This window comes from Amycolatopsis albidoflavus (assembly GCF_039525725.1).
GTDB lineage: Bacteria > Actinomycetota > Actinomycetes > Mycobacteriales > Pseudonocardiaceae > Amycolatopsis > Amycolatopsis albidoflava.
Genome location: NZ_BAAAHV010000009.1, coordinates 395,476 through 410,805 on the forward strand (window position 1 = coordinate 395,476; position 15,330 = coordinate 410,805).

13 protein-coding genes are annotated in these 15,330 nt (G+C 68.2%); 4 read left to right on the top strand and 9 right to left on the bottom strand.

All coding sequences use genetic code 11. From position 1 onward, the window contains the following. Positions 1–39: 39 nt before the first annotated feature. The 3 genes from ABD156_RS13875 to ABD156_RS13885 all read right to left on the bottom strand — a co-directional run bounded on the left by ABD156_RS13875 (position 40) and on the right by ABD156_RS13885 (position 2,535). Entirely contained in the window at positions 40–738 is a 699-nt protein-coding gene (locus ABD156_RS13875; protein WP_344271818.1) for an RraA family protein, read from the bottom strand. Between the two features lie 31 nt (positions 739–769). After that, on the bottom strand, positions 770–1,672 hold the full coding sequence (locus ABD156_RS13880) for a helix-turn-helix transcriptional regulator (protein WP_344271821.1): 903 nt from the start codon (positions 1,670–1,672) through the stop codon (positions 770–772). A 65-nt stretch (positions 1,673–1,737) separates the two neighbouring features. Then, positions 1,738–2,535, bottom strand: a complete 798-nt coding sequence (locus tag ABD156_RS13885) for an SDR family oxidoreductase (RefSeq protein WP_344271824.1) — start codon at positions 2,533–2,535, stop codon at positions 1,738–1,740. A gap of 317 nt (positions 2,536–2,852) precedes the next feature. Here ABD156_RS13885 and ABD156_RS13890 point away from each other — a divergent pair, with 317 nt between their 5' ends. The 4 genes from ABD156_RS13890 to ABD156_RS13905 all read left to right on the top strand — a co-directional run bounded on the left by ABD156_RS13890 (position 2,853) and on the right by ABD156_RS13905 (position 7,588). Continuing rightward, positions 2,853–4,022, top strand: a complete 1,170-nt coding sequence (locus ABD156_RS13890; protein WP_344271826.1) for an EfeM/EfeO family lipoprotein — start codon at positions 2,853–2,855, stop codon at positions 4,020–4,022. After that, positions 4,019–5,215, top strand: coding sequence for a Dyp-type peroxidase (locus ABD156_RS13895; protein WP_344271829.1), 1,197 nt, complete (start codon positions 4,019–4,021; stop codon positions 5,213–5,215). The genes ABD156_RS13890 and ABD156_RS13895 overlap by 4 nt, the downstream gene beginning before the upstream one ends. Positions 5,216–5,260: 45 nt before the next feature. Beyond that, complete coding sequence (locus tag ABD156_RS13900; protein WP_344271832.1) at positions 5,261–6,886, top strand: phospholipase C; 1,626 nt, start codon at positions 5,261–5,263, stop codon at positions 6,884–6,886. Positions 6,887–7,186: 300 nt separating this feature from the next. Then, positions 7,187–7,588 carry a histone-like nucleoid-structuring protein Lsr2 gene (locus ABD156_RS13905; protein ID WP_344271835.1) on the top strand — a complete coding sequence of 134 codons (402 nt, stop codon included), beginning with the start codon at positions 7,187–7,189 and terminating at the stop codon, positions 7,586–7,588. Between the two features lie 329 nt (positions 7,589–7,917). On the opposite strand, the gene ABD156_RS13910 is transcribed toward ABD156_RS13905, so the two are convergent. From ABD156_RS13910 to ABD156_RS13935, 6 genes are all read right to left on the bottom strand, one after another. Continuing rightward, complete coding sequence (locus ABD156_RS13910; RefSeq protein WP_344271838.1) at positions 7,918–8,862, bottom strand: MBL fold metallo-hydrolase; 945 nt, start codon at positions 8,860–8,862, stop codon at positions 7,918–7,920. A gap of 226 nt (positions 8,863–9,088) precedes the next feature. Further along, entirely contained in the window at positions 9,089–10,006 is a 918-nt protein-coding gene (locus ABD156_RS13915) for an ROK family protein (RefSeq protein WP_344271841.1), read from the bottom strand. Next, positions 10,003–11,628 carry a dipeptide ABC transporter ATP-binding protein gene (locus ABD156_RS13920; protein ID WP_344271844.1) on the bottom strand — a complete coding sequence of 542 codons (1,626 nt, stop codon included), beginning with the start codon at positions 11,626–11,628 and terminating at the stop codon, positions 10,003–10,005. Before ABD156_RS13920 ends, ABD156_RS13915 begins: the two co-directional genes overlap by 4 nt. Continuing rightward, the gene (locus ABD156_RS13925) at positions 11,625–12,455 is read right to left on the bottom strand and encodes an ABC transporter permease (RefSeq protein WP_344271847.1); all 831 of its coding nucleotides are present in this window, start codon (positions 12,453–12,455) and stop codon (positions 11,625–11,627) included. The genes ABD156_RS13920 and ABD156_RS13925 overlap by 4 nt, the downstream gene beginning before the upstream one ends. Continuing rightward, positions 12,452–13,411 carry an ABC transporter permease gene (locus tag ABD156_RS13930; RefSeq protein WP_344271850.1) on the bottom strand — a complete coding sequence of 320 codons (960 nt, stop codon included), beginning with the start codon at positions 13,409–13,411 and terminating at the stop codon, positions 12,452–12,454. The genes ABD156_RS13925 and ABD156_RS13930 overlap by 4 nt, the downstream gene beginning before the upstream one ends. A 4-nt stretch (positions 13,412–13,415) precedes the next feature. Beyond that, on the bottom strand, positions 13,416–15,215 hold the full coding sequence (locus ABD156_RS13935; RefSeq protein WP_344271853.1) for a peptide ABC transporter substrate-binding protein: 1,800 nt from the start codon (positions 15,213–15,215) through the stop codon (positions 13,416–13,418). Between the last annotated feature and the right edge of the window lie 115 nt (positions 15,216–15,330).

The following is a 15,330-nucleotide window of genomic DNA, read 5'->3' on the forward strand; positions in this document are numbered from 1 at the left end:
CCGTTCACCCAGCCGACGCCGGTGACCAGAGCGGTTTTCCTATTCTTCAATGGCGCTGTCCTTCGCGCGGAGGTGCTGCCGGAACGTGTAAGCCGGGTCGCTTTCCCGGCGGGACAGGAATTCAGTGAACCGGACCTGTTCGCGCAGGGCTACGCCGTCGCGGATCTTCGCTGCCTGGCGGTGTTCGGTGTCGCGAATGGATTCGGCCAGCCGGAAAACGTCGTCGGCCTGGGCTGCTGGGATGAAGAGCACGCCGTCGTCGTCGCCGAAGACCAGGTCGTCGGTGGTGACCGTCCATTCGCCGACGGTGGCGGATTCCAGGGCGTTGGCGGCGCGGTCGTTGAGGTGCAGCGGGCCGGTGGAGAGGGAGCCAAGGCTGTAGACCGGGAGGCCGATTTCGCGTAGTTCCGCGGTGTCTCGGTGCAGGCCCCAGATGACGATCCCAGAGAGCCCGGCTGCGGCTACTTCGGCGGTGATGAGGTCGCCGACGCAGCTCTCGTCTAGGCGGCCTAGGTTGTCCACTACCAGAACATCGCCGGGTTGCGCGGAGGTGAGGGCTTCCAGGAAGACGTCCACGCTGCCGGAGTGGCGGGCGGGCAGCACTCGTCCGGCAAGTTTGAGTCCCGGGATGACTGCTCGGGTTCCGGCTGGCGCGCACCGGACGGACAGGCGGGCGCGCAGGCAGCCGTCGGCCAGGTGGGCGGTGGTCAGGGTTGCGAAACGTTCGGTGTGGTTCATGCTTCCCGCCCTTCGTGCGAACTGCTTCACGCTAGCGGGAATCCGTGCCGAGGGGCGCCGGTTTATCAGCTGGGTCCAGTTCCTCCTGGCTGGCCGCCCACGACGCCAGGAGGGCCAGGCCGTCCGCGGTCGCCGTGCCGGCGGGGGCGGTGTAGACGTTCAGGATCAGGCCGGGTTCGGAAGGCAGGTCCATCGACTCGACGTCCAGGTCCAGCTGGCCCACGACGGGATGGTGCAGGCGTTTGGGTCCGGACCGGTGGAGCCGGACGTCCTGGGACGCCCACTGCCGCCGGAACAGTTCGCTGCGCGTCGACAACTCGCCGACCAGGGCGATCAGCTCCTCGTCGTGCGGGTTGCGGCCGGCTTCCATGCGCAGCTTCGCCGCCACGTCGCGGGCGACCCGGTCGTAGTCGACGAAGAACGCCCTTGCCGCGTCGGGATCCAGGTACACGAACCGCGCGGTGTTCGCCGGTCGTCGCGGGTCGGCCAGCACCGGGGAATACAGCGCGCGGGCAAGGGGGTTCGTGGCCAGCACGTCGTAACGGCCGTTGCAGATCCACGCCGGGGCGTCGGTGATGGCGGCGAGCACCTGCAGCAGCGCCGGACGAAGCGTCGCGGCGGGTCGACGGCGGCGGCCAGGGGCCTTGGACTGCCGTGCCAGGTGGAACAGGTGATCGCGCTCGGCCTCGTCCAAGTGCAAGGCGGAGGCCAGCGCGTCGAGCACCCCGTCGGAGGCGCCGGCGAGGCTGCCGCGCTCCATCCGCACGTAGTAGTCCACCGACACCCCGGCCAGCAGCGCGACCTCTTCGCGACGCAGGCCTTTGACCCGGCGGTTGCCGCCGTAGGCGGGCAGCCCGGCCTGCTCGGGCGTGATCCGCGCGCGACGCGAACTCAGGAACTCCTTGATCTCGGTGCGCAGATCGATCGTGGCCACCTCCTCACCGTATGCCCTGCCCGCAGGCCGAGGGAGGCCCTGCCGGTACCCCGATCCCCGGAGGCTTAGGTTCCCGAGGCGGTCGTGGCGGTCCCGCCGTCGACCGGAACGATGGCTCCCGTCAGGTAAGACCCGGCCCGGCTGGCGAGAAACACAGCAACACCAGCCATGTCGTCGTCGCGACCGAGCCGGCGCAGCGGGGCCTTCGCCGCGATCGTGTCGCCGATGGCATCGATCGTGGCCGCCATCATCTGCGACGGGAACACTCCTGGGGCCACCGCGTTCACCGTGATGTGCTGGGGGCCGAGTTCCCTGGCCAGCACCCTGGTGAGCTGATGGAGTGCCGCTTTGCTGCTGGCGTACGAGTAGTTGGGCGCCTCAGCGACGTGTATGGCGGCGATGCTGCCGATGTTGATGATCCGGGCGGGATCGTCGGCGGCGCCTGCCCTGCGCAGTGCCGGAAGCAGTGCCTGCACCAGCCAGAACGGCGACTTGAGGTTGAGGTCGAGCACTGTGTCCCAGGCTTCGGCCGGGAACGTCTCCAGCGGCTCGCGCCACATCGCTCCCGCGTTGTTGACGAGGATGTCCAGGCGTTCCGAATCGGCCGTGACCAGATCGGCGAGGCGCTGACATTCTTCGTGCCTGGACAGGTCGGCGGGGATTGCTTGCACGTCGCCGAATTCAGACAGCAGCCGCTGTGCCTCCGCGCACGCGTCTGCATTGCGGGAACTGACAATGACGCGGGCGCCCGCCTGCAGAAGGCCGCGCGCGATCATCATTCCGATGCCCCGGGTGCCGCCGGTGACAAGTGCGTGCTTTCCGCTCAGATCGAAAAGGCCTGAGTGAGTGGTGAAACCCGCCATGGTTCTTCGTTCCTTTTGCCGTGGAAGCAGGTGCTGACCCAGGTTGACGGGATTCCCGGACGGCTGGGAGACCCTGGCGATACCGGCACTGGGAGACCTCCCTTGCCCGACCTTGTCCGGCCACTGAGTGAAAGTGGCATACCCGGCGAATCGGGCAGTGCATTACCACACGCTTTGGCGGCTATGTCCGGCTTCTTCCGTTCTCTGGTTGAAGTCCTGGTGAATTCCCGGGTGGGCGACGTTCTCGACCAGGGTTTCTTCACTTTCCGCACGCATAATTCCGTCCCGGTAGTCCGAACGTGTGGCAGGAGGAAAGAGTGCCGGGGTCTGTGCGCGCCCGCTGGATCGGCGGTGGGGTCGCGATTGCGGTCGTGGCGGCGGGGATCGCGTTCGCGGTCTGGCCGGACGGGGCTTCGGCGCAGGATCCGGAGATCCAGATCTCCCGGTCGGCCTGCGGGCAGGGCTGGGCGGATCCGCACGCCGGGGTCCAGACCTTTCACCTGCACAACACCGGAACCGTGACCGCCGAGGTGGATTTGATCGACCCGGCGACCGGCGTGGTCTACGGCGAGGTCGAGGGGCTGGGCAGCGGGACGACCCGGCCGATGCAGGTTACGCTCGGCAACGGAAGCTACGCATTCCGTTGCCTCCCTGAGGATTCGTCGGCGATGGTCGGGCCGACGGTCACGGTGAGCGGCGGTGCCGAACGCGGTCCGGGCGTCGCGCCGGTGACGCAGAATGATCTGCTCGGGCCGTTGAAGTCCTATCAAGCCCATGTGACGCAAGGGCTCGGCCAGCTGGCCGCCGATGTCGGCAAGCTGAAGGACGCCATTCGGAGCAACGATCGCGGTGCGAGCCAGGGTGCCTGGCTTGTCGCGCATCTCGACTACGAGCGGCTCGGCGCGGCCTACAACGCCTTCGGCGACTCCGACAAGGCCATCAACGGCACCGCCGCCGGACTGCCGGACGGGATCAAGAGCCCGGACTTCACCGGCTTCCACCGGCTCGAATCCGGCTTGTGGCACAACGAAGACCTCGCCGCACTCGGGCCGGTGGCCGATCAGCTGGACAGCGACGTGCAGAAGCTCCGCAAGTCCTTTGCGGACAGTCAAGTCGATCCGAACGACCTTGGCCTGCGCGCGCACGAGATCGTGGAGAACACCCTGCAATTCGAACTGACCGCACGCACCGATTACGGCAGCGGCACCAACCTTGCCACCGCGCGGGCGAATCTCGACGGGACTCAGTCGGTCCTCGACGTCCTGCGCCCGGTTCTCGCCCCGCGCTATCCGGCACTGTCCAAGGTGGACAGCTGGATGCAGCGGACCAAAACGACGCTGGACAGCACCAAGAAGCCGGACAACTCGTGGACGCCGGTGAGCCAATTGTCCGCGCCGCAGCGGCAAAAGCTCAACGGTGACGTCAGCGAGTTGACCGAGCTGCTCGCTCCGATCGCGGCCATCGCGGAGCCGAGGAGGACCTCGTGACGACGGAATCCTCTCGCCGGTCCTTCCTGCGTCGCACCGTGGTGGGCGCGGGCGTCACGGCGGCCGCCGGTTTCGGCATGACGGCTAGCGCGAGCGAAGAGCCGGGCACGGTTGCCTTCCACGGCCCCAAACAGGCCGCGATTCTCCGTCAGCCTCCGGCGCAAAGCATCGTCGCGTCCTTCGACGTGGTCGCCGAAAATCGCGCGGAATTGACGCAGCTGTTCCAGGAAATCACCGACCGCGCCCGGTTCCTCACGAACGGTGGCGCCCCGGCCGCGCTCGGGATCACTGCCCCGCCCGCCGACTCCGGCGTGCTCGGCCCGGTCGTGCCGCACAGCGACCTCGGCGTGATCGTCGGTGTCGGATCGTCCCTTTTCGACGGACGTTACGGGCTGGCTGACCGCAAGCCCAAGAAGCTCAAGCCGATGACCATGTTCCCCAATGACGCGCTCGACGCCCCGCAGTGCCACGGGGATCTGTCGCTCACGCTGTCCGCGGGCGACACCGACACCGTGCTGCACGCGATGCGCGACATCGCCCGCGCGACCCGCGGCGGAATGCAGTTGCGCTGGAAGATCAACGGTTTCAGCTCGCCCTCGCGCCCGTCCGGCACCCCGCGCAATCTGATGGGATTCAAGGACGGCACCGCGAATCCGGGCGAGTCCGAAATGGACCGGCTGGTGTGGGTGTCGGGCGCGGGCGAGCCCGCGTGGACGACTGGCGGCAGCTATCAGGTGATCCGGCTGATCCGGATGCTGGTCGAATTCTGGGACCGGGTCTCGATCGCCGAGCAGGAGAACATGTTCGGCCGCCGCCGCGACACTGGTGCTCCGCTCGACGGGGCGTCCGAAAAGGACGAACCGCGCTACGCCGACGACCCGATCGGCACCGTCATCCCGCTCACCAGCCACATCCGCAAGGCGAATCCGCGCACCCCGGAGACCGACGGCCAGCGGATCCTGCGCCGGGCGGTCAACTACGACCGCGGCGTGGACGCCAACGGCAACCTCGACATGGGCCTCGTCTTCACCTGCTACCAGCAGGACCTCGAGCGGCAGTTCGAGGCGGTGCAGAAGCGGCTGATCGGCGAGCCGCTCGTCGACTACATCTCCCCGTTCGGCGGCGGCTATTTCTTCGCGCTGCCCGGCGTCACCGGTCCTGGCGACCACTTCGGCCGGGCGCTCCTCGCCTGAGGCGCGCCCCGATCCCCACCCCGCGAAAACCAGGAGGAATCCTCAGTGGACACAGCATTCGGCAGACGGCGCCGTCGCCTGCTCGGTGCGGGCGCGCTCGTTTCGGCGGCCGTGCTCGCGATCGTCACCGGCTCCGCGGCGTCGTCCGCGCAGGCCCAGCCGCTGCACCAGTTGCCGGCGTCGTGGCTGCCCACGCTCACCCCGATCAAGCACGTCGTGGTGATCTTCGGCGAGAACATCTCGTTCGACCACTACTTCGGCACTTACCCGAACGCCACCAACGAGGACGGCACGCCGTTCCAGGCGGCGAAGCACACGCCGAAGGTCAACGGCCTCGACGACAAGCTGCTGACGCACAACCCGAACGCCTACAACCCGAAGCGGCTCGGGCCGGACAAGGCGCTGACCTGCGACCAGAACCACAGCTACGGCGCCGAGCAGGCCGCGTTCAACGGCGGCAAGATGGACAAGTTCGTCGAGAAGACCGAGACCGACAAATGCAAGGGCCAGCCGGTGCTGTTCGGCGAGCCGGGTCTGGTCATGGACTACTACGACGGCAACACCGTCACCGGCATGTGGAACTACGCCCAGCACTACTCGATGGGCGACAACTCGTTCAACACCGTCTTCGGCCCGTCCACCCCGGGCGCGATCAACCTGATCTCCGGGCAGACGCACGGGATCCAGGCGGTCGACCCGGTCACGCACGAGCCGAAGAGCGACCCGTACGTCGTCGCGTCGCCCGATGGGAACGGCGTCGGCACCGTGATCAACGACCCGGACCCGGCGTGGGACGACTGCTCGGACAAGAACCACACCGCCAAGGACAACCTCGGCGCGATGCAGGGCCGCAACGTCGGCGACCTGCTGAACGACCGGCACGTCACGTGGGGCTGGTTCCAGGGCGGCTTCAAGCCGACCGGCACCGAGAACGGCTACGCGGTCTGCGGGCAGAAGCACGCGAACATCGGCAATCAGTCCTCCGTGGACTACAGCCCGCACCACCAGCCGTTCCAGTACTACAAGTCCACTTCGAACCCGCACCACCTGCCGCCGTCCTCGGCGCAGGCGATCGGGCAGACCGACCAGGCCAACCACCAGTACGACACGAGCGACTTCGACGCTTCGCTCAAGGCCGGTTCGATGCCCGCGGTGAGCTTCCTGAAGGCGCCGGAGTACCAGGACGGGCACGCGGGCTATTCCGACCCGCTCGACGAACAGCATTTCGTCGTGGACGAGATCAACAAGATCCAGCAGTCGCCGGAGTGGCGTTCGACCGCGGTCGTCCTCGCCTATGACGACTCCGACGGCTGGTACGACCACGAGAACTCGAAGATCGTCAACGGTTCTCAGGACGCGTCGCAGGACCAGGCCGTCTGCACCGGCAAGCCGGCCGGTCTCGGCGGGCACGCCGACCGCTGCGGCTACGGCCCGCGGCTGCCGCTGCTGGTCATCTCGCCCTACAGCAAGACGAACTTCGTCGACCACACCCGGACCGACCAGACCTCGGTGCTGAAGTTCATCGAGGACAACTGGTTCTCCGGCCGGGTCGGCGACGGCTCGTTCGACACTCGCGCGGGCGGACTCTGGAACATGTTCAACTTCTGGTGGCCGCAGGCGGGCAAGCTCCCGCTCGACCCGAAGACGGGCGCGCCGACCGGGCGCGGCTAGCTCGCGTTTCTCGCACGACACCGAAGGCCATCGGGTTTCGACCCGGTGGCCTTCGGCCGTTTCCGGGGCCGGTCTCCCAGTCCGCTCAGCGGGAAACCGCGTGCGAATACCGCGAGACTGGAAATTTTCCAGTGCCGGAGAACTGTGCGCGCAGTCGCGGATTGGGCACCGAAGGTGTTCGGGAACCGGTCGGGAAAGCGCGGGCGGCGCAACCGGAATGGACTCGCGCTGCGCGGACCCTCACTCGACACGATAGGGTAATCGCAGGCACATCCTGTAGAAGGTGAAGGAACGCGAATCATGGCGCAAAAAGTCCTTGTCGAGATGGTGGACGACATCGACGGCAGCATCGCCGAACAGACCGTCCCGTTCAGTCTCGACGGCGTGAGCTACGAGATCGATCTGTCCGAAGACAACGCCGCCGCATTGCGGGAAGAGCTGGCCCGTTACGTCGCCGCTTCGCGCCGGGTCGGCGGCCGCAAGGTCCGCATGGCCGCCGGGCAGGCCCCGCGACCGGCCTCGACCGCCGCGGACCGCGAGCGCAACAAGGCGATGCGCGAGTGGGCCGAGAACAACGGTTTCACCGTGTCCGACCGCGGTCGGCTCCCGGCGGAGATCGTGAAGGCTTACGAGGAGCGCGACACCGAGGCTCCGGCCAAGCCGGTGCGCAAGCGCGCGACGCGCAAGAAGGCCAGCGCCTGAGCGTTCTTTTCGGCAGCTGTGCCGCGGGGGCCGCGGCGTGTGATCAGCGGTGAGGGCGCCGCCGGGATTCCCGGCGGCGCCCTTCTGGCTGTCCGGGAGAAATAGCGCATTCCCCGCACCGGGACGATGAGACGTCCGTGAAGGGCTCCTTGAGGGAATCAGATTCCCTCAAGGAGCCCTTCACGGACTGCTGCGGCAATGCCAGGGCCGACGCGGGCGGCGGTCGCCCGGTTTGCCGTCCGTGAGGGGAACCCTGAGGGAATCAGAGTCTCTCAGGGTTCCCCTCACGGACTCGCGGAAAGAGCGCCCGGGGAATCGATTTCCCGGCGTTAAGACTTGCCGAGTCCGAGCAGCGTGTCCAGGTCGATCCGGCCGCCGGCGGCGTCGCGGATCGCGCGCATCGCTTCGGCGGACGCGAGCCGTTCCCCGTGCTGGTCGGCGTGCGCGCGCAGCAGGTTCCCGATGTGCCGTTCCGGGACTGTCCACGTGGGCCAGCGGCGGCGGGCGATCGTGGCGAGTTCGGCGAAGTCCGGCGTGCCCGCGCTCGCGGTCGCGTCGAGCAGCCAGTGCAGATAAGTGCGCAGCACCGCGACCGGGAAACTGCCCGGATGGCTGAGCCCGCCGTGCCCCGGCACGAAGGTGCGGACGTCCGGGAACATTTTGTCGAGCCAGTCCAGGGCGGTCAGCCAGCCCGGGATCGAACCGTGCACGGCGAACGGCGTCGACCCGACCGACAGCAGGTCGCCGGTGAAGAGCGTCCCGGTGCGCGGTTCGAACAACACGAGGTCGCCGTCGGTGTGCGCGGTCCCGGGAAACGGGACGACCTCCACGACGACGCCGCCGAGATCCACCTCGACCGGTTCGATCACCGCGTGCACCGCCTCCGGGCGCGGCGCCTCGAGCTTGCCCCAGTTCGCGCAGGCGAAGATCTCCTCGTTGCACTGCGGGCCGGACCGGATGATCGGCACCGCGGTGGGCGCGGCGAGGATCCGGCCGCCGTTGCGCAGCGCGACGCCCGCGCCGTTGTGGTGGGTGCCGTGCGCGTGGGTCAGCACGAGCGTGAGCGGCATTTCGACGGTCGAGTACTTGCGGACGTCGCTGACCAGGTCGAGCGTGTCGCGTTCGGTGCCGCAGGTGTCGACGAGCAGAACCCCTTCGCGGCCCCGGATCCAGCCGCAATTGGACACCATCCAGTCGCTCGGGCTGCGCACGTAAGCGACGACGCTCGGGTCGGAATACCGGAGCGGGACGATATTGCGCCTGATGACGGGCATGGGATCCCCTCGTTGGCCACCGGACGGGAATTGATCACCGGAATGGTATAGACCAAGTCACCTGCTGTCAGCGGGGTGGAGACCACGCTCACGCACGTGGTCCGCCGCGGTTCTCGCCCGTCCCGTTCCGCCCAGCTTCGCGCGCATCGTTGCCCCCGGCTCCGTCGGTGCCCGACAGCGTATACCCCGAGGCCACGGTTTTCTCGATGGTCCACAGAGGACTGGATTAGGGGTTGCTCACGTCCGGTAATCGCCGAATACCGGCAGTGAGACCGGCCGCGCCCAATGCCACGGATTTCGCGCCGTGCCGGGACAGCCGCACGGACACCGGTTTCCCGGACAGCAGCGGCCGTTCCTCCAGCGCTTCGCGCACCGGCTTCTCCAGCAGCGACCAGGAGTTGACCACTGAACCGCCGAGTACGCAGGTCGCGAGGCCGAGCAGCCCGGCGGCGTGCGCGACCGCCTGACCGAGGAACCGGCCCGCGTCCGTGAACACCGCTTGGGCGGCGTGATCCCCAGCGAGTGCTTCCGCGGCGACGTCCTCCGCGGCGAGGGTCCGGCCGGTCGCCTCGGCGTAGCGGCGGGTCAACGCCCGGCCCGCGGCGTACGCCTCAAGGTGTCCGATCTGCCCGCAAGTGCAGCGTTCCTCCCCGTAGCGGCCGACATGCCCGATCTCGCCCGCGCCGGTCGCACCGCCGTACAGCAGCCGTCCGTCGACGAACAGCGCGCCGCCGACGCCGGTGCCGACCGCGACACCGAGCACGTTCCGCTCGCCCGGCAGCAGTTCGCCGAGCAGGAACCCGTCGACGTCGTTCACGGTGCGCACGGGCACCCCGCCGAGCCGCGCGGACAGCTCGGCGTTGACCGGCGTACCCGCCCAGCCCGTGAACGAATCGCCGGTGACCAGCACTGTTCCGGTCACCGGGTCAACGACGCCCGCCGCGCCGACGCCGACCCCGGCGAGCACCGCGTGGTCCGGCACCAGCGAGCTGACCAGCTCCGCGGCGCGGTCGAGGATCGCCGCGCCGCCCTGGTGCGATTCGGACGGCGCGGACGCCGACCCCAGTTCCCTGCCTTCCTCGTCGCACACCACCACCAGGGTTTTCGTCCCGCCGATGTCGACTCCGGCCCGCAACTCCGTCACGCCGCGGGGTCCGCGCCGGCCAGCGCCTCGCGCCGGCTCCGCTGCAACTGCGGGTCCGGCACCGGCGAGGACAGCAGCAACGCTTGCGTGTACGGGTGTTCCGGAGTGCGCAACACCGTTTCCGCCGGGCCTTCCTCCACCAGTTCGCCCGCGCGCAGCACCGCCACCCGGTCGCACAGGCTGTCCACCACCGCGAGGTCGTGGCTCACGAACAGGCAGCCGAAACCGAACTCGCGATGCAGCCGCCGGAACACCTCCAGCACCGCTGCCTGCACGGATACGTCCAGCGCGCTCGTCGGTTCGTCCGCGATCAGCAGCTTCGGGCCCAGCACCAGGGCGCGGGCGAGGCTCACGCGCTGCCGTTGCCCGCCGGACAGCTCGTGCCCGTACCGGCCGAGCAAACTTTCCGGCAACTCCACCGCGTCGAGGAGTTCCCGCACCCGCCGCTGTCGCTCGCCGCGGCCGGTCGAGGTGTGGACCACCAGCGGTTCGGCGACGGTCTGCGCGACCGTCATCCGCGGGTCGAGCGACGACGCCGGGTCTTGGAACACCGCGCCGATCTGCCGCCGGACCGCCCGCGCGGCGCGACCGGTGCCTTTCGGGAGCGGCCCGCCGAGCACCTCGACGGTGCCGGATTTCGGCGTGACCAGGCCCAGCGCGCAGTTGCCGAGCGTCGTTTTCCCCGAACCGGATTCGCCGACCAGCCCGACGATCTCACCGGGTGAGACGGACAGGGAAACGTCGTTTACCACCTGCCGTCCGCCGTACTCGACCACGATCTTCGACAGCGCGAGCACCGGTTTCCGGGTTTCTTCGGCGGTCGCGTCGTGGGCGAACGAACCCAGTTGCGGAACCGCGGCCAGCAGTTCCCGGGTGTAATCCGCCTTCGGGGAAGCGAACAGTTCCGCCGCCGGAGCTTCTTCCACGAGCTTTCCGTGGCGCAACACCGCGACGCGGTCCGCGACATCGGCGACGACACCCATGTTGTGCGTGATCAGCAGCGTCGCGGTGCCTTCGTGTTCGCGGATATCGCGCAGCAGGTCGAGAATCTGCTGCTGCACCGTGACGTCGAGGGCGGTGGTCGGCTCGTCCGCGATGATCAGTTTCGGTCCGGCCGCGAGAGCGATCGCGATCATCACGCGCTGCCGCAAACCGCCGGACAGCTCATGCGGGTATTGCTTCAGCCGCGCAGCCGGTTCCGGGACGCCGACTCGGTCGAGCAGTTCGGCGCACCGGTCGTAATAGCGGCGGTGGCGCAGCTTCTCCGGGTCGTGGTTGCGGATCGCCTCCGCGAGCTGGAAACCGATGGTCCGCAACGGGTTCAGCGCGGTCATCGGTTCCTGGAACACCATCCCGGCCGCCGGGCCGCGCAGTTTCCGCAGGTCTTCGCCGCGCAGGTCGAGCACGTTCTGCCCGGCCAGCTCGATCGACCCGGTGACCCGCGCGGAATCCGGCAGCAGCCCGAGCACCGCGAGCGCGGCCGTGCTCTTGCCGGAGCCGGACTCCCCGACCACCGCCACGATCTCGCCGGGCGCGACCGACAGGCTCAGCCCGTCGACCGCCGCCGAACCGTCCGCATAGGACACCCGCAGGTCGCGGATGTCCAGCACTGCTTCGCTCATCGTCGCCCCTTCACCGCGAACGCGTCGCGCAGCCCGTCGCCGAGGAAGTTGATCGCGCACACCACCAGCACGATCGCGATGCCCGGCGGCAGGATCAGCCACCACGCGCCGTCGAAGGTGTAGGTAATTCCTTTAGACAGCATGGCTCCCCAGTCGGTATCGGGGGCGGGCACGCCGAGCCCGAGGAAGCTGACGTACGCCACGAGCAGGATCGCATCGGCGATCTGGAACGTCGCGTTCACCACCACGGTGCCGATCGCGTTGGGAATGATGTGCCGGAACACCACGCGCGTGCGGCTCGCGCCGAGCACGGTGATCGCCCGGATGTAATCGCGTTCGCGCAGGCTCACCGTTTCCGCGCGCATCAGCCGCGCGGGCACCAGCCACGACACCGCGCCGATCAGCAGCGCCAGCACGCCGACGCTCGGCGTCACCAGCGTCGCGGCCACCAGCAGCAGGAACAGCGCCGGGATCGCGACGCCGGTGTCGACGATCCGCATCAGCACGGTGTCCAGCCAGCCGCCGGTGTACCCGGCGACCGCGCCCCATACCGCGCCGATCGCGGTCGCGATCAGCCCGGCGAGCACGCCGATCACCAGCGACGTCCGGCCGGCGACCATGAGCCTGCCGAGCACGTCGTAGCCGAGGTCGTCGGTGCCGAGCAGATGCCCTCCGCTGGGGCCGAGCCGCGCCGAGGCCAGGTCGGTGTGGGACTGGTCGGTGCCGTAGAACAGCGGCCCGAGGAAACAGAACGCTACGACGAGCAGCAGCAGGACCGCGCCCGCGACGGCGGACTTGCGGGCAAACAGCCGCGAAAGGACAGTCACGACCGCGCTCCCTTCACCCGCACCCGCGGGTCGATCGCCAGCTGGATCAGATCCGCGAGCAGGGAGCCGAGCACGGTCGCGATGGCGATCACGAGCACGACGCCCAGCAGCACCGGGAAATCGGCGGTGCGGGTCGCGGTCCAGAACAGCAGGCCGATGCCGGGGTAGTTGAACATCGATTCGACGACCAGCGAACCGCCGAAGACCACTGGCACGTAGTAACCGAGCATCGAGACCACCGAGGTCAGCGAGTTCGGCCAGACGTGCCGCCAGATGATCGTCCGCTCCGGCGTTCCCTTGGCCCGCGCGGTGCGCACGAAGTCCTCGGACAGGCTGTCCAGAGTGGACGCTCGCATGTATCGGCTGAACGCGGCGAGCGCGGCTCCGGTCCCGGCGAGCACCGGCAGGACCAGCGCGCCCGGTTGCGACAGCAGTTCGCCGATCGTTTCGCCCTGTGCGGCTTGCGCCGGGAACCATGGCAGGACCTGCGCGAACAGGATGATCAGCACCAGCGACAGGAAGAACACCGGCGTCGCGTAGAGCACAAAGGTGATGGCTGTGGTGAGCAGATCCGCGGTACGGCCGCGGCGAACCGCTTGCCAGACACCGAGCGGCAGCGCGACGAGGATCGCGAGCGCGGTGGAAAGCACGGTGAGCAGCAGGGTTTTCGGCATCCGCTCGGCCAGCAACGTGCTCACCGGCGAGTTCTGCGTGTACGACTCGCCGAGGTCGCCTTGCAGCAACCGCAGCAGGTAATCCCAATACTGCACCGGAAGCGGCTGGTCGAAGCCTTGCGCGTGGTTGAACGCGGCGATCTGCGCCTCGGTGGCTTTCACGCCCAGCACGCCGCGAGCCGGGCCGCCGGGAAGCAAATGCAGCAGCACGAACGTCACCACGGTCACCAGCAGCACGACCACCACGGCCAGCACGAGCCGGCGGAGGATGTAGCGCGTCATGTCCTCACCTCGTCCAGAACCAGCGTTGCGGAAGCAGTTGCCCGGCCAACGGGTCCTGAGAAACGCCGTGCAGCGCGGTGTCGATCGCCGACACCTGATACGGCGGATTCGGCAGCCACAGCACCGGAAGCTGCTCGGCCAGATAGGCGCTGTACTCGAGCATCGCTCCGTTGTCCGAGGCCAGGTTGGTGGCCGCGATCAGCTTGTCCACCTTCGGATCGGTGTAGCTGCCGAAGTTCGTGCCCGCACCGGACGCGAACAGCTCCTCGCCGCTCGGGTTCGCCGAGAAGTACCAGCTGCCTTGCGTGCCGAAATAGGACAGCTGCCAATTGCACGAAGGATCCTTCGACTCGCAGGCGGTTCCGTTGGCCAGCACGGTGTTCAACGGCTGCGCGTTGATCTTCATCTCGATGCCGACCTTCGACAGCTCCGAGCGCAGTTCCTGCATGGTGCCGTCGGTTTCGTCGGAACCGGATTCGGTGAGCATGGTCAGCGAGAGCCGGGTGCCTTCGGCGATGCCCTCGCCGCATTTCGCCGGGTCCGCGCAGAGGAGGACGCCGTCGGAGCCGGGCTTCCAGCCGTGGTCGGCGAGCAACTGCTTCGACTTGTTCAGGTCGAACGGATACGGATTGGTCTTTTGCTTGGGGGACAGGTACTTCGTGTCATTGTCCTGCGGGACCGGGCCGTAGCCGACGCGGGCGGAACCGCGCCAGATCACCGAGGTGATGGCGTCCTGGTCGACCGCGTGCTGGATCGCCTGCCGCACGTACAGCTGGGAGAACACCTTGCCCAGCTGGGGATTGTGGAAGTTGTACGGCGAATATGTGATGGACCAGCCGGTCCACGGTTCGACCCGGTAGCCCTGCTCCTCCAGTTTCGGGCGCTGGCCGAGGTTCGACGTCGGCAGGTAGCCGTAGTCGACGCCGCCGGCGCGCAGCACGTTGTACTCCGCCGACGAACTGGTGAAGGTCAGGAACCGGACGGTGTCGAGTTTCGCCGGGTCCGGTCCGGTGTACTTCGGGTTCTTCCGCAGCGTCACCTCGCCGGACGTCGTGAAACCGGCCAATGTGAACGGTCCATTCACGACTTTCCACAGTGGATTCGTCCCGTAGGTGCCGAGCTGTTTCGCTTGGCTCACCAGGAAATCGAAGACCTGCTTGGCACCCTCCGGGGTGCGGTCGTGGTCGCCGACCGAGCCCGCGGCGCTCGTGCGGTCCCACGCGTGCGGCATCGGGACGATCAGGCTGAGCTGGTTGGCGGTGAACCAGTCCGGGTTGTACGCCTTGTCCAGGGTGAACGTGAACGTGCGGTCGTCCACGGCGTGGAAGCCGGTGATGCTGTCCGGGATCAGGCCCTTCGAGTACTTGCTCCAGTTGTCCTTGCCCGCGCGGGCGAGGTTGAGCCAGAACTCGACGTCGCGGCTGGTCATCGGCTCGCCGGTGGACCAGGTCAGCGGCTTGAGCGTAATGGTCACGGTCTTGCCGTCGGGGGAGTAGCGCGGCACGTTGGCGGCGCTCGCGGCGTCGTCGAGGGCGACCGAGCCCGAACTGGCGTCGTAGCTGTACAGGGGCACGTACATGGTCGAGCGGATCATGCCGTTGTACGACCCGCTGTAGCCGGGGATCGAGAACGGCATGATCCAGTTCGGCGTCGCCGACGGCGGCATCGCGAACCGCACGGTGCCGCCGGTTTTCGGGGAGCCGGAACCGCCGCCGTGCGGTTCCCGGCTCGCCGCGCAGCCGGACAACGCCAGCGCGGCGGCGAGCGTGACCCCGAGTGCGGCGCACCACGGGCGTCGAGCCATTCGCATCACTTCCAACAACTCTGATGAAAGACCAGTGCCAGGTGCTATGCGGTGTCCTGGCTGTCGGGTAATCTCGCACGAGAGACGGGAATTGCCAAGAGTCCTGTCGAACGGT

Coding starts and splice junctions, on each gene's coding strand:
- ABD156_RS13875 (WP_344271818.1), bottom strand. CDS start 738: ATGAACCACACCGAACGTTTCGCAACCCTGACCACCGCCCACCTGGCC.
- ABD156_RS13885 (WP_344271824.1), bottom strand. CDS start 2,535: ATGGCGGGTTTCACCACTCACTCAGGCCTTTTCGATCTGAGCGGAAAG.
- ABD156_RS13905 (WP_344271835.1), top strand. CDS start 7,187: ATGGCGCAAAAAGTCCTTGTCGAGATGGTGGACGACATCGACGGCAGC.
- ABD156_RS13910 (WP_344271838.1), bottom strand. CDS start 8,862: ATGCCCGTCATCAGGCGCAATATCGTCCCGCTCCGGTATTCCGACCCG.
- ABD156_RS13920 (WP_344271844.1), bottom strand. CDS start 11,628: ATGAGCGAAGCAGTGCTGGACATCCGCGACCTGCGGGTGTCCTATGCG.
- ABD156_RS13930 (WP_344271850.1), bottom strand. CDS start 13,411: ATGACGCGCTACATCCTCCGCCGGCTCGTGCTGGCCGTGGTGGTCGTG.
- ABD156_RS13935 (WP_344271853.1), bottom strand. CDS start 15,215: ATGGCTCGACGCCCGTGGTGCGCCGCACTCGGGGTCACGCTCGCCGCC.